This is a genomic window from Hymenobacter sp. BT559 (assembly GCF_016427535.1).
Classification (GTDB): Bacteria; Bacteroidota; Bacteroidia; order Cytophagales; family Hymenobacteraceae; genus Hymenobacter.
Genome location: NZ_JAELXV010000002.1, coordinates 495,204 through 511,812 on the forward strand (window position 1 = coordinate 495,204; position 16,609 = coordinate 511,812).

Consider the following 16,609-nt stretch of genomic DNA (forward strand, 5'->3'; position numbering starts at 1 on the left):
TTACGAAAAAGGCTCTTTTTTCTATTCTGTTTTACGATTCATCAAGTCTCAGCCCAGATTAGCCCGCCGGGTTTGGGGGTGGCCCACACAGTGGAGTGGGCTGCTTTCGGCGTGCGGCAGGATATGGATTCTCTGCATCGGTGGCAATCGATGAGCTATGTCGGGCTCGGCCGCAAGAGCAACCCGGATAATTATAATCTGCTGTACAAGCCGGCAATTCTGGTTTTAAACCAAGAGTTTTACCGCCACTTTGGCAAGCACTGGCAGCAATCGTTTGCCCTCAGCTACCGCCACCAGGATGTTTATGCAGAGCAGGCGCCTTTCGAGCACACCAATCCGCCCTTCGAGCAGGAGTTCCGAGCCTACAGCCGCCTGTCTTATTTGCTAGAAACGCCTCGTCTCAAGTTCGTGCCTACGCTCCGGCAGGAGTTCCGCAAGTTTTATACCCCAGCCTTTACCGAAGAGGAGGAGCTCATGCAGCTGCGCACGCGGTTGCGCCTGCAATTGACGGTTGGCTTGGATGCTGCGGGTGTGCACCGGCTCATTGGCAGCTCAGAGCAGCTGTTCTCCACGAGCAGGCTGAGTTATCCACGGCGATGGACTGCCTTTGCCTATCAGGAAAGCCGGTTTACGCTGTACTACTCGTTGTCGCCTAAAGAGCTGCCGTTTACGTTCGATGTCGGCTACATGGCAAACCGCCTGGGTACTACTTCGCCGCTGCTTGTGCACTACTTGGCCCTGGATGTGATTTGGAAAAACCCGTTTGGAAGCTACAAAGCCGCCCGCAAGCCCCACGCAAAGTAGCCTCGGCGGTGCCCTAGGTCACTGCTGGGCCCGGCCTGGTGGGTAAGCAGGCACAGAGCTTAGAGCGTGTTTGAATTTTTCAAACTAGGGTCATGCTGAACGCAGTGAAGCATCTCTATCGCACCGCCCAACGAGGCAGTAGAGATGTTTCGGCAAGCTCAGCATGACCCCAATTCGAGGGTATTAGTACGAAATTCAAGCGTGCTCTTAGCCTAAAAGCTCCCTCGCTGGCCGACCTCGCGCCCTAGGTGCTGGCCTGCGGCTCGGAGCTACCAGCGCCAGGTGCTAACAGCTTTGCAGTTGAAAGGAGATGGTAGCCGAGTCGGCCCCATCTACGCAGAAATATAGCAGCCCCGAGTCGCCCCAGGCAAAGTCGTTGGTGCTATCAAATTGCAGCCAGAAGGTGCCCGTTGGATAAGCCCCTTGCAGCCACTGCGCGTAGCCGCCCACCCAGGAACCTAAGTCGGGCTCGCCGGCTAGCTCGGTCACGGCCTCGTGGTAGGCCGTGCGCCAGTCGTCGGGGCGGAGTTGCTCGCACAAGGCCTGCACATCGGGCGCGAGGTCATCCAGCTCGTCATCGTCGGGCAGCGAGGGGGCGGATTGGGTGCGTAGCGCCGTGAAGGCCAGCGTCGGCAGCATGGCCGGGCGTGGCAGCAGCACTTGCCGCTCGGGGCTAATGAGCCGGTAGGTTTTCACCTGAAAATCGGCGGGGTAGCTGTCGTCATAGGGCAGCTCGCCCCAGTGGTAGTTGTGGTAAAACTGCACCACTTGTGCCTCAAAGGGCCAGGGCAGCTCCCCATTCAGGCTCACCAGTTGAAAAATTAGCTCCAGCGGCTGGCCGGTTTCGGGGTTGGTCGGCCAGCTCTCGCCGGCTTCAAAATAAGGGTCGCCGCCGCTGTGCGAGTATAGCTGGGAAGTAGCCGGGCGCTCGGTTAGGGTGGGTAGCAGTAGTTGCCGGGTGCGGAGCAGGCTTTGTAACCGGGTCCGGAGCTGTTCGGCCAGAGTCTGTTCGGTGTGCATGCTGGGGCAGTATCAATTCTGTAGGAGTACTTATTGCTACCTAGGGCCAAACTAGCGGCATCCGCGGGCCGCAGCCCAGCGGCTTGCTAGCCAGCGCACTCAATTGTCCGAGTGGCTGAGCACGCGGAAGCTCAGGCGTAGCAGAGCCTGCCGCGTGGTGTCGAGCTGGTCGGCCACTACCGGAATGCGCTTGCGGCGCTTGCCGTGCTGGAAGTACGTGTAGAGGGTGTCGGGCCGGGGGCGGTCGGGCCGCAGCGGGTAGGCCCGCACGTACACCACCGAATCACTAACGCGGGCCTCGGCCACGGGCCCAAACGGGTAGTCCATTAGGTAGGAGTTGCGCTCGTAGGTGTTGCCGGCTGGCCAGCGCCGATGCTCCAGCAGCGCCAGACGCCAGGAGTAGGTAATCGACATGCGGAGCGGGGTGCCGTCGGCGGTTTCAGCCACCTTGGGCTCGGTGCTGGCTTCGGCGAAAAAATCCCAGTGGTAGCCGGGCTGCTCATACTCCTCCAGCCGCAGATAGGTGCGGCGAAACGTGAGCGTATCGAGCCGGGCCGCCGCAGCCACCGACGCCGGCACAAACTGCACGCGCAGCAGCACTTGGCTGCGGTGCGCATTGCTGAGCTGAAAAAGAATGTCGGTATACAACGAGTCAGGCGCCCAAAAGCTCTCCAGCGTGTCTTGTCGGTTGAGGATGGGGCGGTAGCGGGGCGCCATTGTTTCGAGCAGCGGGACTAGGCGCGGCGGCCGCTCCGGTGTTTCGGGCGTCTGGCAGGCGCCGAGGCCGAGCAGCCCGGTAGTCAGGCCCCCTAAGGCAGTGCGAAGGCGGTGCGGCATAGCATTACCGGCAGATAGCAAAGGGACCAGCGGTGCCCGGCCGGAATTCCTGCCCGATACGCATGTTGCTGGTGTCGTGTTGGGGGCCAACGGTGTGAAAGCACGCACTGCTTGAATAAAGTAAAAGCTGCGCAGCTCGCGGTAGCTGTTGTAGCCCTACGCCCAAGCCGCCCCACACCTAGGGCTGACATTAGCGAGATGACACAGGCGCTAGTTGACGTTTATCTTTCCTTAAGGCGAATGCGCTTCTTGAATTTCTCCTGGCCGTTTACCAGCACCTTCAAATAAAAGCGCCCCTTGGGAAAGCGGCTGAGGTCGTAGGTAAAGGTGCCTTCCTTGAGCTGTGGGTAGCGGTGCTCTTCCACCACCGCGTTGCCGGGGTCGGTCACGAGCTGCACCACTAGGTCCTCCGGAAAGTTGGCGTAGTAGTCGAACGTCGTGGGGCCGTTGGTGCTGGTAGGGTAGAGCCCAAACGAAGTTTGCGCCGTGACGGGGGCCACCGGCTGCCCCACCGCAAAGTCATACACCACCGAGGAGCCAAAGTCCGACTCGAAGTCCTTGAGCATAGCCCCAGCGGCGTTGAGCAGGCGCAACTTGCCGCGGCCGCCCCTAGGGTTAGCCCAAAACTCCAGCCCGTTGTTGGCCGAGTCGAGCAGCGCAAATCGGTACTGGCCGGTGGGCAGATGCAGCGTGTCGCGGTATAAGGTATTGGCCTTGAGTGAGCCCGCCGGCCGCTGCCGCCACACTTTGCCCGCGTTGTCGGTCAGGGTGTAACTGTTCTGCCCCGGCTGGTTGTTGGTTTGCAGTTGCACGACCAGGTCGCCGCCGTGTGTGGGCGCCGCTTCGTAGGGGCTGGCCAGGCGGTTGTCGGCGGTGTATTGGTCGGCCTTGCCGTTGGGGCGCAGCAACTCGGCCACGAAGGTGTGGCGCCCCGCCTGCCCGGCGATAGTGCCCGGTAGGTCGATAACCGTGGACGCGCTGGGCGCCAGGCTGCCCCGCCACTGGTACTGCTTCAGGGCACTGCCAGCCGAGCCGTAGCGCACCGCCAGGCTGCGCACCGGCGTGGCACCCATGTTCTTGACGATGATGCGAGGCTGCATGGAGGCCGGATTGTCGCGCCGATAAATATCCTGCAGCGAAGGCCGCACGATGGCTTCCAGCGCTACGTCGTGCTGGGCGGCGGCCTTGCGATACTGCACTAGGTAGGCCGAAATCACTTCGTCGGCGCTGGGTGTCGCAGCTGCGGTGTAGGGCTGCATGGTCAGGTCTAGGGTGTGGTGGCTGCCGCCGAGCACAGGCAGGTTGTATAGGTCAGGCTGCATGAGGTCGCCGGGGCACCAGTTGGCGCGGCTGTATATCCAAGTGCCCGCCTGGGGGTAGAGCGGGTTGTCGCCACATTGCTTCCAGATGGGGCGCTTGTCAAACAGCTTGCCGTCGACCCACAGCTCCCGGTACTTGTCGCAAAATTCGCCGCAGCCGTCGGGCTTGTCCATGCCGTGGCCGGTTTGCACCACGCGCAGCCGCGCAAAGGCCGCGTCCTTGGCCGCTGTGAAGTCCACGGGCTTGAGCAGGTTTTCGATGCTGTTGGCCGGGTCGCCATAGCGAAACGAGCCGTCGTAGATTTTCTGGATGCTGATGGGCTCCCAGGCCGGGCGGCCCTTCACGATTTCAAAGTCGAGGGTCACGCTCCAGCCCCGGTCCTGGTTGGGCTCGTAGCCAGTGTGGTTGTACTCTATCTCCACGCTGTCGCGCAGCAGCAGGCTAAAATCGGTGATGTCCACTTCCCAGTTGAAGTGCCAATCCTTGCCAAACGCGCCGCCATAGGGCGTCAGCATCCGCCCCACTTCGTAGTCTTGCGAGGCGCCCTTCACGCCGCCCGTGCGCCGGATAGTGATGCGGTCGTTGTAGTCCCAGTCGGCGCAGCGCATGCCGTCGGGGCATCCTAGGCGCACGTTTAGCTTGATGCTCCGAATACCTTCTTTGGCCGCCGGAAACCGCCCCCAGGCTTTGTAGACGTTGGTGCCCTTAGACGGGTCCGTCACGACCGCGACGCGCCGGTGCGTAACCACATGTAGCGTGTCGGCGGCGCGGGTGGCCGTGGCAACAAGGGTGAGAACAATCGCAAATAGAAAAGCGAAAAACTTAGACGTAGAGGGTGCGAGCATTGGGGGCAGGCGTAAGAGTAGGCAAATGTCCTATTTATTCTGCCTAGGTTGCTTGCGCAGCATTTTGTGCGGCAGCACCTCGCTCGGCCTTTATTTACTGAAACCGGTAGATACGAGCTAACATGCGCTCTTCTATGCAAGTGAAAATTGGCTAGCCGACCACAGCGGCATGGATTTTTCGTCATTAATAGCTTTATCGAGTGCATCAAGCGTAAAGCTAATTTTCCGCGGGATGTGTACGACCCAGCCACCTAGCACGCCATTGTCCCGCTGAGTTAACCAGTGGTAGCTGTTTGAGATTTACCAAGGGCGAGTACAAAGCCCGCCAACCTATTTTCGCGCTCCATGTCAACTACTAAACCACGTACCCTGCTGGTGCTGGCCGGGGGCCTCGGCAGCCGCTACGGCAGCCTCAAGCAAATCGACGGCATCACGCCGCACGGCGAAAGCATCCTGGAGTTTTCGGTGTTCGACGCGCTGGCGGCGGGCTTTACCAAGTTTGTATTCATCATCAACCGGCAGATTCCGGCGGCCTTTACCGAGCGGCTGACGGTCGTGCTCACGCAGCGGCAGGCCGAGGTGCACTGGGTAGTGCAGGACCCGGCCGTGGGCGTGCTGCCGGGCCTAAGCTATTCCGAACGTACCAAGCCCTGGGGCACCGGCCAAGCGGTGCTATGCGCTCAGCCGGTCATCGCCGAGCCCTTCACCGTCCTCAACGCCGACGACTTCTACGGCCGTGAGCTGTACCCGCTGGCCAGCCAGGCGCTGGGCGAGGTCGATGCCGCCACTTACCAGCTGCTGGCCTTCCCGGTGGCGGCCACGCTAAGCGAGCAAGGCGTGGTATCGCGGGGTATTTGCCAGGTCGATGGCCAGGGCTGGCTGCAAAGCATTGATGAGCAGCACAGCCTGCGGCGTGAGGCCGACGGCGTTGTGTACGAGAAAGATGGGCAGCAACTAACGCTGCCGCCCGACCAGCCGGTATCGATGAACTGCTGGGTGTTCGACCCGTCAATATTCGAGCACCTAGGGTCGCTTTTCGCGCAGTTCTTGGGCGCGGCCCCCGCGCCAACCAGCGAGTTTTACTTGCCGGTGGCCGTGCAGACGCTGCTGGCCGAGGACCTCATCCGGGTGCGAGTACGGCTGTCGCCTTCGCGCTGGATGGGCGTTACCTACGCCGGCGACAAGGAGCAGTTGGTAGAGTTTGTGCAGCAGGAAATCGCTCAGCACCGCTACCCGGCGCCGCTATGGACCTAAGGGCTATCGCGCGCCATTTTCCGGCTTGCAGCAGCGGCGAGCTGCGCATCACGCCAATTACCGATGGCCTCATTAATGCCACGTACCGAGTAGAGCTAGTCGGGCAGGCGCAGCATTTTATCCTGCAAAAAATAAACTCCGCTATCTTCCAAAGCCCCGCGGCGGTGGTGCGCAACCACAACCTGGTCAACGAGCTGCTAGCCCAAGCGGACTACCCTAGGGCCCTGGTGCGGCAGCGCCCAACCGCCACTGGCCTCTACTTGCTAGACGACGCAAACAGCGCCTGGCGCCTGCTAGATTTCGTGCCGGGCGCGCATACGCTGCACAAAGCCGACCGCCCAGCTACGGCCTTCGAGGCTGCCAAAATCCTGAGTGAGTTCCTGTTTTACCTCAACCAGCATCCTGCCGCGGAGCCCGAAGAGACCTTGCCCGGCTTCGTGGATTTCGGCAAGCGGATGCGTGACTACCAGGCGGCCCTAGGGTCGGCTAGCCCCGCGCGGCGTCAGCAAGCCGCGGCCGCCATCCGCCAAGTCAACGACCATCTGGCGCTGCCCGACCAGTGGCTAGCTTGGCAGGCCACCGGCCAGCTACCCCGCCGCCTCATCCACGGTGACCCCAAAATCAGCAACGTGCTCTTCGACGAGGCCGGCCGCGGCCTGTGCGTAATCGACCTCGATACGGTAATGTTGGCCACGCTGCTCTACGACTTTGGCGACATGGCGCGCTCTTACACCAACACCGCGACGGAGGACGACGCCCAGGCCGCCAGCGTATTTGACCCGGAAATGTACCTGGCCGTGAAGCAGGGCTTCCGGTACCACCTAGGGGGCCTGCTGGCGCCTATCGAGGCCGAAAACCTGGACTACGCCGCCCAGACGGTCATCTTCATCCAGGCCGTTCGGTTTCTGACCGACTACCTCAAAGGCGACGTGTACTACGCCACGCGCTACGCCACCCAAAACCTCGACCGGGCGCAAAACCAGTTGCATTTGCTCACAGAGCTACGGCGCTTTCTAGGAGTACATTAACGCTTGTGATATCGCCAAGAAAACCGTGAATAAAGTGGGCTTTAACTACCTAGCAGCCAGCGGCGCAACTCGGGGGTGCGGTGAGTGCTGCTAGTAAGAGTAACAGCCTGGTTTTTGAGGTGCACCACCAGGGTATCATTGAAGTAAGGCTCTAGCCGCTCCACGGCCCGCAAGTGCACCATTTCGCTGCGATTGAGGCGAAAAAATGTGGCTGGGTCGAGCACGGCTTCGAGCTGGCTCAGGGTTTCGCTTAGCACAAAGCTGCGGCCCTGCTGGTCTACGGCATGGGTCACGCCATTGCGCAGCTGAAAGTAAGCCAGCTCGCTGACATCGAGCAGGTAGAGGCCAGTGCGAGCCTTGCTTACCAGCCGCTCTTTGTAGCGCGGGGCGGGCGCGGCCAGGGCCGCTAGGTGGCGCAGGGCGTCGGCCTGGAAGGAACTGCGCAAGCGCTCAAACTTCTGCAAGGCTGCCGCTAAGGCTTCGTAGCGCAGGGGCTTGAGCACATAGGCAATGCCATTCTGCTCGAAGGCCTGGGTCAGAAAGGTGTCGTAGGCTGTCACAAATACCACCGGACTACTCACCGGCACCTGGCTAAACAGCTGAAAAACATTGCCATCGAGCAGCTCGATGTCGGACAAGATGAGGTCGGGAGCCGGGTGGGTCCGCAAAAACGCCACGGCCTCACTCACCTGCTGGCATTCGCCCACTACCGTGCCAGCGGGGTAAAACTGCAGCACCAAGCGGCGCAGCTGGGCTAGGGCCGGTTCTTCATCTTCTAGGAGCAGTAAGCGCATGGGTAGGGGGCGAGGGGAGGGCCGCCAGTAGCGGCACCGTAACGGCAAAGTACGCGGGCTCATCCTCGACCACTAGGGGCAAGTCGGTGAGCAAGGCCAGGCGGGCGCGCAGCCCCGGCAGGCCACTGCCCGTGCCCTCGGCCGGTGTGGGCCTAGGGCGGCGCGGGTGCGCCAGGCGCAGGGCCGCCGGTGTAAGGGTGAGGCGAATGAGCAGCGGCTGCTGCCGGCTGGCTAGGTTGTGCTTCACGGCGTTGGTAAGCAGCTCTTGCAGCACGCCCGGCGGCACCAGCCGCTCGGCCTGCTCGGCGGGTGTCAGCTGCACATCCTCCTCAAACACGTAGGCCGCCCCAAAGCGCCGCTGCAGCAAAAACTGATAATCGCGGGCAAAGGCCAGCTCTTCGGCCACCGGCACGGCCTCGCGCTGCGTGGCCCGCACTAGGTAGCGGTAGAGGCTGGCCAGGTGCGTCACGTAGTCGAGGGCGGCCTCGTTGGTAGGCTCGATGAGCGCGGACAGAATGTTGAGATTATTGAATAGGAAATGAGGGTCGACGTGCTGTTGCAAAGCTTGCAGCCGGGCTTGAGTAGCGGCTTTTTCGGCCTGCTCCAGGGCTAGGCGTACCTGGCTGGCGTGCTGCTGATAGAGAAACGGCAGATACACGCTGCCCACCAGCAAGTATAGCAAGAGCAGGGCCGCCAAGCCCCGGGCCACCTCGTACCAGCTGCCGTAGTCGCCGCGGCCTAGGTGGGCCAGCAGCAGCGCGCCTTGCAACAACTGCACTAGCCCCACAAAGAGCACGGCCCCCCGCCACAGCAGCCCGAAGTAGTAGCCCGCCCGCCCGCTGGCCTGGCCGCGGCGCGTGGCGCGCCCGTGCAGGCGGTCGAGCAGATGCACCACTAGCAGGGCTTCTAGAAACAGCCAAAACGGCGCGTCGGGAAATAGGTAGAAGTCCTCGGCGCGCTCGGCCATTGTCAGGCGCGTGTACACGGCCAGCAGCAAGGCCAGGCCGAAGACGAACAGGTAAAACCAGGGTTGCTTGCGCATGGGAGGCCGCAAGGTAGAAGACGCTGCCAAAGCGACCTAGGCTACTGGCCCGCCGGCTTCACCGGCTGGCCCTTCTCGTCGAGGAAGCGCAGCACCGGCTGGTTGCTCTTATCGACGCCGATGGTGAGGCGGGTGCGGCCCTGGCTGTCTTTGAAATCGAGCGTTGATTGCTCGGTGTTGGCCACCAGCATCACGCGGTTTTCGCCCTTTTGGTCGGCCATAAGCAGGGCCGAGGAGCGGCCGGCTGTGGTGCCCACGTATAGGCGGGTTTGCAAGCCTAGCTTACCGGCTTTCTGGGCTTGTTGCTGTTGCTCGGGCGTGGCGGCTTTATATTTTTCTTCCAGGGTGGTCATCGACTCGTTGGGCGCATCATTGAAAGTGAGGCCGGCCTTGTAGCCACCGCCATGCTCCTGGTAGTTGAGGGCAATGACTTGGTCCTGACCAAAGCGGTCGAGCGAGAAGTGCCCGCCGGCTGATACCCGGCCCGCCGAGTCGCGCTGCCCCCCGAAAATCAGGCCGCCGCACTCCTCACCCTTGGTGTTGTAGAACAGCATGCCGGGGTGCTCACGCTTGAAATCAAGGTGCTTGCCATCGATGGTCACGCCCTGCGGAAAGCGCTCTTGGTTGCTCATTATCATCTTCACCGTGCCATCGCGCTCCACTAGGTTGAGGCGCTCTACCGAAACCTCGCTGAAGCGAACCGGCTTGTCGGGCTTGCTGAAGGCAAACAGCAGCCCTGTGAGCGGGAGCAGGGTAGCCGCTAGGGCGTAGGCTTTCAGAAATTTTACGTCGCGGGCGAGTTTCTCAGTGGTCGTGCTCATGGCCGAGTAGGGGAGAGGCAGTGATTGATGCCCCAAAGCTGCGCCGCCCCCGTCGCGAGCGCTTGCCTTTTCGCGCCAATGCCGGAAAAACCGCGCGAGTGCCGGAAAAGCCACCGCGAATACCTACACCCCATCTTCGTAGCTCACCAGCCGCTGCGCAGCAGCACAGCACTTAGGCAGGCGGCCGTCAGAAAGCGTAAGTCGGCGGGCAGGTCGTCGCGCAGCCACACGCTGGGCTGGGCAGTGGCATAGTCGATGTAGCCAATGCGCTGCTGTTGATACACCACCGCAATGCCCCCAGGCTGGTCGAGCACCGGCCACGGCACCCGGCGGCCGTTGCGCAGGGTAAGGGGCGGGTGCGGAAGGCGCTGCAAGGTGAGCAAAACGTGGGCATCATCGCCCACCCGGCCCGCTACGGCAGTGGGGTCGGCGGGCTGTAGCGCGTGGGGTGGCTGCGGCAGCTCGAGGTACCAAGCGGTGCTTTGCGCCACCTGCGGCCCCACCACGATGGCCGAAAACTGCTCGGCGGCCGGCGGACCCACGCCTAGGTTGGGGCTGAGCATCCGCTCGCGCGAAAGGGCTTCGGTCGTGGTGAAGATGTCGGCTGCATGGCCTTGGCCGTCGGCAAAGTGGTAGCTGCTTCGGCCCTTGCTGGTGCGGGTGCGCTCGAGGTAGGGGCGGCGCAGCAGGTCGAGCACGGCCACGCCGGTGGCGGGAGGTAGCGCTTGGTAGAACTCGGTGCGCGTGTTCAGCCAGCCCCGGTGCAGGTTGCTGACTTGGTAGGGCCCGAAGCTAGGCGGGGTGTTGGCCCGCCGCACGGCGGCCTGTGGCAGCACCCACCGGGTGCCGCCCGCCTCGGCAAACGGATTGGGCGAGGTTGGCGGCAGCAAGGAAGAAACCGACGAAACAGCGCACCCGCCTAGCAGCAGAGGCAGGGCCAGCAGGCAAGACAATCGAAGGCGAAGCATATAAAGCATAATGCAGCAAAAATGACCACCTAGGGCGCGCCGCGTGGCACGTTGGCTTAGGGCATCGTGAAGCTGACGACCGGCGACGGAACTAAGTTGAGGCTGGGCCAGTCTAGGCGCTGGCCGGTGGCGGGGTCGGTATAAAGCATGCCCCACAAGCCCGCGCCGTAGGCCACGGCATACACCGTAGTGCCGGCAGCAAAGTCCGCACCGGCCTGCTGCAATTACGCCCGGCTAAATGTCCGGCTGATAGGGTACGTGGTAGCCGCGGGTAGGCCGCCTGTCCCACCTTGCACCAGCCGCCGGGCGGTGGCAAAGCTAAGCGTAGGGGAGTCGCTCACGTACAGCGCGTAGCGAAACACATCAAGAGGCTGCGGATTGCGTAGGGTCAGGTCGAAGGTGACGGTGCCGGTTGTGGTGGTAGCGCGCAGGTCGGTAGCCCGCACCGTGGGTTCGGCATAGAGCGAGTAGCGCTCGGGCAGGGCAGTAGGCTGCTCAGGGTCGGGGTGGGCAATGCCGCGCAGGTAGAAAGAGCTGAGCCCAGGCCGGCTGAAGCACAGGCTGTAGGTGCCCGCTGGCAGCTGGGGTAAGGCAAATTCCCCATCGGCGTTGGTGGTGGCGGTCACGGCGGGCACAAGGCCCAGCACGGTTACGGTGACGTTGGCCGGCGACAGGGGCTGCGCCGCGGCCTGCTGGTCGAAGGCCAGCAGCTGCCCGGTAATGCCCGCCGGCGCTACCACCGGGGCGGGCGCCTGTTGGCGGCAGGCCGGTAGCAGCGCCAAACTTAGCCCCAGTACGGGCCCTAGGTAGGAAGCAACTCTCATGGCAATGACGGCAGCTAAAAATGCGGATTGACAGCTGCAAAGGTGGCCGCCGCACCCACGCCGCTCAATCGCCGAAAAGGGGGATTTTGGCCTACCTAGAAACCAGTAGTTTCAGTCCAGGGCCTGGTTTTATCGCGTTTCCTACCCAAGTTTACCAGCCATGAGCAGCGCAGCTTTTCTTGTTTGCCGCGGCCGCCCGCGCCGCACTGCCTGGGGGCGGTGGCTGCTGGCGCTAGTGCTACTCAGCGGCTCGCCTGCCGGAGCCAGTGCCTTAGGTGCACCCGCCGATACCACCCGCGCCAAAGACGCCCTCCGGCAGTCGGCCGCGCTGGCCGCCACCGACACGGCCCGCGCTGGGCAGCTGGCTAAGCAGGCATTGGCCATGAGCACAGCGGTAGGCTACGGCTATGGGGAAGCGCACAGTTGGCTGCAGCTCAGCGCGCTGGCGCTCATCAGGGGCAACCAACTGCGCGCCCAGCACTATGCTACACGCGCCCAAGCAGTGGTGCAGCCCCTGTATCGGCGCCAGCCCAGCGCCCGGCTGGCGCGCCTGCTGGCGGGCATTGCCAATAACCTAGGTAGCGCAGCCGACCACCAGGGCCAGTATGCCCAGGCCGCCGCGCACTACCTGGCCGCCACCACCTACCTCCTGCCTTACCCCGAGCAGGCCGCCACCCTACAAACGGTATACACCAACCTTGGCAACTGCCTGCTGGTGCTGGGGCAGCCAACCCGGGCGGCGGGCTACTGGCGGCGGGCCGTGGCACTGTCTCCGCACCTCAGCCCGGCCCCCGAGCTGCTGCCCGCATACTTGCAGCTGGCGGCCCTGCACCTGCAAAACGCCCACCTGGATAGTGCCGACCTAGCCCTGGCCTCCGCCCGCCCGCTGGTGCACCCTGGCAGCCTCTATGCTGGCGAGTACTACGGCACGCTGGGCCAGTACTACCTACGCCGGCAGCAAGCCTCGGCCGCCCGGCAGGCCTTTACCCAAGCCCTAGGCTATGCTACTCGCAAAGGAGCCGCCGGCTACCAAGCGCAGCTCTTATTGGGCCTAGCCCAACTTGACCAGCAAGCCGGCGACCTGGCCCAGGCCCGCACACGGCTGCTGCAAAGCCTGGCCCTAACCGAGCAGCGCGGCGACCCGCAGCCGCTCGCCACCGTGCTGCAAAGCTTGGCCCAAGTTGAGGAGCAGGCAGGCCAGGGAATGGCGGCGCTGCATTACTACCGCCGCAGCCGCCAGCTGCTCGATACGCTGGCCAGCGCGGCGGCCCGCCGCCAGCTAAACCAGCTCGAAACCCGCTTTCGTACCCGCGAGCAGGCCCAGCAATTGCGCAGCTTGCGCCAGGCGCAGGCCACCCAGGCGCAGGCCTTGCGCCAGCAGCGCCAACTCAGCGCGCTCTATCTGGCGCTGCTGCTGGCGCTGCTGGGGGTAGGAGCCCTAGGGTTGGCGCTGTGGCAGTACCGCCGGCGCTTGGCGGCCCAGCGGCAAACCCAGGCCCAGGCCCAGCACGCTGCCCAGGCCGTGCTGCACGGGCAAGAAACCGAGCGCCGCCGCCTGGCCCGCGACCTGCACGATGGCCTAGGCGGCATGCTGGCCACCGTGCGCCTGTACCTGGCTTCGGCTAGCCAGCGGCCCGGCTTGCCCGCCGAGCCAGCCCAGCTGCTGGCACAGGCCGCGGCGCACCTCGATAGCACCATCGGCGAGTTGCGCCAGGTGGCCCGCAACCTCATGCCCGAGGCTCTGCTGACGTTTGGCCTGAGCCAAGCGCTGCACGATTTAGCCGCGGCCCGCGCCGGGGCCGAGGGCCCACAGGTGCAGGTGCAGCTCTACGGCCTCGACGAGCGCCTGGCCCCGGCGCTGGAGGTGGAGGTGTACCGCCTGGTGCAGGAACTGCTGGCCAACGCCCGCCGCCACGCCCGCGCTCAGCAAGTGCTGGTGCAGCTCATGCGCCACGGCCCCGAGCTGCAATTGGTAGTCGAAGACGATGGCTGCGGCTTCGACCCGGCCGCGCCCCAGGCCGGTGTAGGGCTGCGCAGCGTGCGGGCGCGGGTGCAGTACCTAGGCGGCACGCTGGAGGTGCAGTCGCGCCCCGGCCACGGCACCACGGTCAGCATCGAGCTGCAAACGGCCTTACCCAGCGGCGGGGCCTAGCACTTGCCTGGAGATATTAAGTTTAGTTACGCTGCTATCATTGCCCATGGAAAAGATAAAAGTGCTGTTGGTAGACGACCACCGCATGTTGCTGGCGGGCTTACAAATGCTGCTGGCCCCGCTGCCCACCATTGCGGTAGTGGGCACGGCCACCACCGCGGCCGAGGCCTACGCGGCTGTGGCCCAGCTGCAGCCCGAGGTAGTGCTGCTCGACCTCAACCTGCCCGACCAAAGCGGCGTGGAGGTGTGCCGGCAGCTGCGGGCCACGCACCCAGCCCTGAAGGTGGTAGTGCTCACGACCACGCACGAAAAAAGCTACGTGACGCGCCTCATGCAGGAAGGCGCGGCCGGCTACCTGCTCAAAAATGCCCCGCCCGAAGAGCTAATCGAGGCCATTCTGCGCGTGCACGCCGGCCGCCGCTACTTCAGCGATGAAGTACAGGAGCTGCTGCTGCAGCCCGGCCCCGCCGCTGACCCCGCGCCACTGCTCACGCGCCGCGAAAAGGAAGTGCTAGCACTAATGGCCGACGGCCTCACCAGTCAGGCCATGGCCAATAAGCTGTTTTTGAGCATCCTCACCATCGAAACCCACCGCCGCAACCTGCTAACCAAGTTTGGGGTGAATAATACGGCAGCCCTCATTCGGCAGGCGGCGCACTACCAGCTGCTGTAGCCGCCTCGCATCTAGTGACGCTGGTTGTACTGCTGCACTAGGCTGGGCAGCTCGGCCCAGCGGTAGCCCGCCTGCCCAGCCCGAATGCGCCGGGCCAGCTCGGCATCGTCGGCCAGTAGGGTGCTGACCTGGCTGACAAAGGCGTCGGCTTGCAGCAGCACGGCCGGCTGGCCGGGGCGGCGCAAGTAGTAGCTCACGGCCTCGGGCACCAGCTCCACGGGGGTAGTAGCGTTGGGCGAGCTTAGCACTGGCATCGAACCTAGGAAGCTAACGCGCAAGGGCGGCGACTTCACCACGAGCAGCTCGACGGGCCCGGCCACTAGGCGCGCCGCCAGCCGGTCGGGCGTGCGCTGGGCGCGGCTGGCGGGCAGCGCCTCCGCATACTGGCCGCGCACCAGTGCCCACTGCACCTTGCTTAGGGCTAGGCGCTTGGGCCTAGGCCACGGCGTGCCTTGGCCGGGCAGCGCCAGGTAGTAGGGCAGCGTAAACTCGGCCCCGGCAGTGCCGGCGGGGAGGTAGGCGCGCAGGCGTGCCCCACTCCGCAGCTGCACCACACCCCAGGCATAGGCGGTGCCATCGGGGGCCACCGCCTGGCGCAGGGTATCGGCCGGCGCTTGGGCCAGCAGCGGGCGGGCCAGCACGGCCACGTAGGCAGCAAAAAGCAGGAGCATAAGGAACTAGCCCAGCAACCGCCAGGTGGCGCAAAGATGCGCGCCGGGCAGCTTGCCTACCCGTGGTAGTAGCCCGCCGGCTGGCCTAGCCGGCCGAAAATACTGGTTTTCCGGGAGCACAAAACCCTGCTTTGGGAGGAGGCAACTGCTGACGGGAGGGTCGGAGCTTTGCCCTGTTCCTGCCGCGTACTTTTTCAGCCACTTGCTTATGCTTACGCACGTCCTTCTTTCACTGGCCCGGCCCGGCTTTGTTTCCCTAGGTGCGCTTTTTTTGCTCGGCGCTGCCTCGCCCGTTTCGGGGCAAAGCCGCCTGCGGGTGGGCCTGCAAAGCGGCCTGCATCTAAGCACTTATGCAGGTGGCGAGGCCGGCCGCCGCGCCCAGCTAGTACCCGGCCTAACGGCTGGCGTGCTAGCCGGCTGGCACTGGTCGGCGCGGCAAGGGCTACAGGTAGAAGTGCGCTACGCGCAGAAAGGAGCCAGCCGGTCCGATAGTGGCTACCGAAGCCCGGGCCAAGCCACGCCGCCGGCCACCTACCGCTCGCGGCTAGCCTACCTCGACCTGCCCGTGCTCTACAGCTGGGGGGCGGGCAGCAGCGGGCAAGGCCTATACTTGCTCGTGGGGCCGCAGGTGAGCATTGCGCTGGGGCAGCGCGAGTGGCTGCGCCCCGAGGGCACGGCACCCGGCAGCCCCGCCGAAGTCAGCCTGCCCACCTCTCCGTGCACCCTAAGGCCCCTAGCTGCCGCGCTGGTAGGAGGCCTGGGCTACCAGCTGGCCAATGGCTTGGGCCTGGAGGCGCGCTACAGCAGCGACCTGACGCCCGTGTTTCGGGCGGGGCGAGGCCCTGGCGCGTTGCCCGCCAGCGGCGATGGCTGCCGTAACCTAGTGCTACAAGTGCAGCTGCGCTACGTGGTGAAGGGCCGGCGTTCCGCTAGTCCAGCAGCTTCTGACCCCAGCACTACCACCGAAGCGCACGTCTTGCCGGTTCCCACCGCCTGGCGCCCAGGCTGGGCTTTGCCCGGGCCCGCTTTGCCCACGCCGGCCCAGCCGGCCATGCCCGATTCGCTGACCCAGGACCCCCGTATTAGGCACATTCAGCGCGTGGTGCGCATCCTGGAGGTGTTTTCGTGGCTGCGCGCCGAGTGGTCGGCGCGCCCATCGTGGCCGGCCCCTGGCCCCCAGCCGGCGACGCGCCCGCTGCCCCGGCGCCAGCCCGAGCGGGTAGCGGCACCTTAGCAAGTAAGGTGGTAAAACTGGCCAATTATCTAAATCCAAGCGTCTTCTGAAAGCTGCGTTTTTATGCTTACCAGTTTCAGAAAGCCATTTGATGAGCTTAGGAAACAATAGGGCCTATTTATATCAGGCCAACCTTACGCGGCGCTGAGCGCTACACGCGTATGATACTTAAAGCCTGCCCCAGGCCGGGACTTGCTGCACTCGGGGCAAATGCCTAGGTGCTTACAAGTGCTCTGTTAAGCCGCTTGGTGTAAGCTATATAGATGCTGCGTGTGGCCAGGGTAGCGCGGCAAAGCCGGCAAGCGTGGGTGCGCTGGGCGGT

General features: G+C 64.0%; 16 protein-coding genes. 6 read left to right on the top strand and 10 right to left on the bottom strand.

Going from position 1 to position 16,609, the window contains the following annotated elements:
• The first annotated feature begins 123 nt into the window (after positions 1–123).
• A complete protein-coding gene (locus tag JAO77_RS08635; RefSeq protein ID WP_235998318.1) occupies positions 124–804 on the top strand; it encodes a hypothetical protein in 681 nt (226 codons plus the stop codon).
• 285 nt (positions 805–1,089) lie between these two features.
• Here the strand turns inward: JAO77_RS08635 and JAO77_RS08640 are convergent, their stop codons facing one another.
• The 3 genes from JAO77_RS08640 to JAO77_RS08650 form a co-directional block, all read right to left on the bottom strand.
• Positions 1,090–1,824, bottom strand: a complete 735-nt coding sequence (locus tag JAO77_RS08640) for a DUF1963 domain-containing protein (RefSeq protein ID WP_198989928.1) — start codon at positions 1,822–1,824, stop codon at positions 1,090–1,092.
• A 99-nt stretch (positions 1,825–1,923) separates the two neighbouring features.
• Positions 1,924–2,661, bottom strand: a complete 738-nt coding sequence (locus JAO77_RS08645; protein ID WP_198989929.1) for a hypothetical protein — start codon at positions 2,659–2,661, stop codon at positions 1,924–1,926.
• A gap of 221 nt (positions 2,662–2,882) precedes the next feature.
• On the bottom strand, positions 2,883–4,826 hold the full coding sequence (locus JAO77_RS08650; RefSeq protein WP_198989930.1) for a peptide-N-glycosidase F-related protein: 1,944 nt from the start codon (positions 4,824–4,826) through the stop codon (positions 2,883–2,885).
• A 345-nt stretch (positions 4,827–5,171) separates the two neighbouring features.
• Here JAO77_RS08650 and JAO77_RS08655 point away from each other — a divergent pair, with 345 nt between their 5' ends.
• Both JAO77_RS08655 and JAO77_RS08660 read left to right on the top strand, forming a co-directional pair.
• On the top strand, positions 5,172–6,080 hold the full coding sequence (locus JAO77_RS08655) for a nucleotidyltransferase family protein (RefSeq protein ID WP_198989931.1): 909 nt from the start codon (positions 5,172–5,174) through the stop codon (positions 6,078–6,080).
• Positions 6,071–7,108, top strand: a complete 1,038-nt coding sequence (locus JAO77_RS08660) for a phosphotransferase enzyme family protein (protein WP_198989932.1) — start codon at positions 6,071–6,073, stop codon at positions 7,106–7,108. The genes JAO77_RS08655 and JAO77_RS08660 overlap by 10 nt, the downstream gene beginning before the upstream one ends.
• Positions 7,109–7,149: 41 nt before the next feature.
• On the opposite strand, the gene JAO77_RS08665 is transcribed toward JAO77_RS08660, so the two are convergent.
• The 6 genes from JAO77_RS08665 to JAO77_RS08690 form a co-directional block, all read right to left on the bottom strand.
• Positions 7,150–7,902 carry a LytR/AlgR family response regulator transcription factor gene (locus JAO77_RS08665; RefSeq protein ID WP_198989933.1) on the bottom strand — a complete coding sequence of 251 codons (753 nt, stop codon included), beginning with the start codon at positions 7,900–7,902 and terminating at the stop codon, positions 7,150–7,152.
• A complete protein-coding gene (locus JAO77_RS08670) occupies positions 7,877–8,944 on the bottom strand; it encodes a sensor histidine kinase (protein ID WP_198989934.1) in 1,068 nt (355 codons plus the stop codon). Before JAO77_RS08670 ends, JAO77_RS08665 begins: the two co-directional genes overlap by 26 nt.
• A 41-nt stretch (positions 8,945–8,985) precedes the next feature.
• The gene (locus tag JAO77_RS08675) at positions 8,986–9,765 is read right to left on the bottom strand and encodes a hypothetical protein (protein ID WP_198989935.1); all 780 of its coding nucleotides are present in this window, start codon (positions 9,763–9,765) and stop codon (positions 8,986–8,988) included.
• A 143-nt stretch (positions 9,766–9,908) separates the two neighbouring features.
• Positions 9,909–10,733, bottom strand: coding sequence for a hypothetical protein (locus tag JAO77_RS08680; RefSeq protein WP_198989936.1), 825 nt, complete (start codon positions 10,731–10,733; stop codon positions 9,909–9,911).
• 56 nt (positions 10,734–10,789) lie between these two features.
• Positions 10,790–10,957, bottom strand: coding sequence for a hypothetical protein (locus JAO77_RS08685; RefSeq protein ID WP_198989937.1), 168 nt, complete (start codon positions 10,955–10,957; stop codon positions 10,790–10,792).
• Positions 10,958–11,557 carry a carboxypeptidase-like regulatory domain-containing protein gene (locus tag JAO77_RS08690; protein WP_198989938.1) on the bottom strand — a complete coding sequence of 200 codons (600 nt, stop codon included), beginning with the start codon at positions 11,555–11,557 and terminating at the stop codon, positions 10,958–10,960. It lies immediately after the preceding gene.
• A gap of 160 nt (positions 11,558–11,717) precedes the next feature.
• Between JAO77_RS08690 and JAO77_RS08695 the strand changes: the two genes are divergently transcribed.
• Together JAO77_RS08695 and JAO77_RS08700 are read left to right on the top strand one after the other, a co-directional pair.
• Complete coding sequence (locus tag JAO77_RS08695) at positions 11,718–13,709, top strand: tetratricopeptide repeat-containing sensor histidine kinase (protein WP_198989939.1); 1,992 nt, start codon at positions 11,718–11,720, stop codon at positions 13,707–13,709.
• A gap of 46 nt (positions 13,710–13,755) precedes the next feature.
• Positions 13,756–14,382, top strand: coding sequence for a response regulator (locus tag JAO77_RS08700; protein WP_198989940.1), 627 nt, complete (start codon positions 13,756–13,758; stop codon positions 14,380–14,382).
• A gap of 11 nt (positions 14,383–14,393) precedes the next feature.
• Here JAO77_RS08700 and JAO77_RS08705 read toward each other — a convergent pair whose 3' ends face one another.
• Positions 14,394–15,053, bottom strand: coding sequence for a hypothetical protein (locus JAO77_RS08705; protein ID WP_198989941.1), 660 nt, complete (start codon positions 15,051–15,053; stop codon positions 14,394–14,396).
• A gap of 208 nt (positions 15,054–15,261) precedes the next feature.
• Between JAO77_RS08705 and JAO77_RS08710 the strand changes: the two genes are divergently transcribed.
• Positions 15,262–16,287, top strand: coding sequence for a porin family protein (locus tag JAO77_RS08710; RefSeq protein ID WP_198989942.1), 1,026 nt, complete (start codon positions 15,262–15,264; stop codon positions 16,285–16,287).
• Positions 16,288–16,609 lie beyond the last annotated feature (322 nt).

Coding starts and splice junctions, on each gene's coding strand:
- JAO77_RS08660 (WP_198989932.1), top strand. CDS start 6,071: ATGGACCTAAGGGCTATCGCGCGCCATTTTCCGGCTTGCAGCAGCGGC.
- JAO77_RS08705 (WP_198989941.1), bottom strand. CDS start 15,053: ATGCTCCTGCTTTTTGCTGCCTACGTGGCCGTGCTGGCCCGCCCGCTG.
- JAO77_RS08635 (WP_235998318.1), top strand. CDS start 124: ATGGATTCTCTGCATCGGTGGCAATCGATGAGCTATGTCGGGCTCGGC.
- JAO77_RS08690 (WP_198989938.1), bottom strand. CDS start 11,557: ATGAGAGTTGCTTCCTACCTAGGGCCCGTACTGGGGCTAAGTTTGGCG.
- JAO77_RS08700 (WP_198989940.1), top strand. CDS start 13,756: ATGGAAAAGATAAAAGTGCTGTTGGTAGACGACCACCGCATGTTGCTG.
- JAO77_RS08665 (WP_198989933.1), bottom strand. CDS start 7,902: ATGCGCTTACTGCTCCTAGAAGATGAAGAACCGGCCCTAGCCCAGCTG.
- JAO77_RS08670 (WP_198989934.1), bottom strand. CDS start 8,944: ATGCGCAAGCAACCCTGGTTTTACCTGTTCGTCTTCGGCCTGGCCTTG.
- JAO77_RS08655 (WP_198989931.1), top strand. CDS start 5,172: ATGTCAACTACTAAACCACGTACCCTGCTGGTGCTGGCCGGGGGCCTC.
- JAO77_RS08675 (WP_198989935.1), bottom strand. CDS start 9,765: ATGAGCACGACCACTGAGAAACTCGCCCGCGACGTAAAATTTCTGAAA.
- JAO77_RS08640 (WP_198989928.1), bottom strand. CDS start 1,824: ATGCACACCGAACAGACTCTGGCCGAACAGCTCCGGACCCGGTTACAA.
- JAO77_RS08680 (WP_198989936.1), bottom strand. CDS start 10,733: ATGCTTCGCCTTCGATTGTCTTGCCTGCTGGCCCTGCCTCTGCTGCTA.
- JAO77_RS08650 (WP_198989930.1), bottom strand. CDS start 4,826: ATGCTCGCACCCTCTACGTCTAAGTTTTTCGCTTTTCTATTTGCGATT.
- JAO77_RS08645 (WP_198989929.1), bottom strand. CDS start 2,661: ATGCCGCACCGCCTTCGCACTGCCTTAGGGGGCCTGACTACCGGGCTG.
- JAO77_RS08710 (WP_198989942.1), top strand. CDS start 15,262: ATGCTTACGCACGTCCTTCTTTCACTGGCCCGGCCCGGCTTTGTTTCC.
- JAO77_RS08695 (WP_198989939.1), top strand. CDS start 11,718: ATGAGCAGCGCAGCTTTTCTTGTTTGCCGCGGCCGCCCGCGCCGCACT.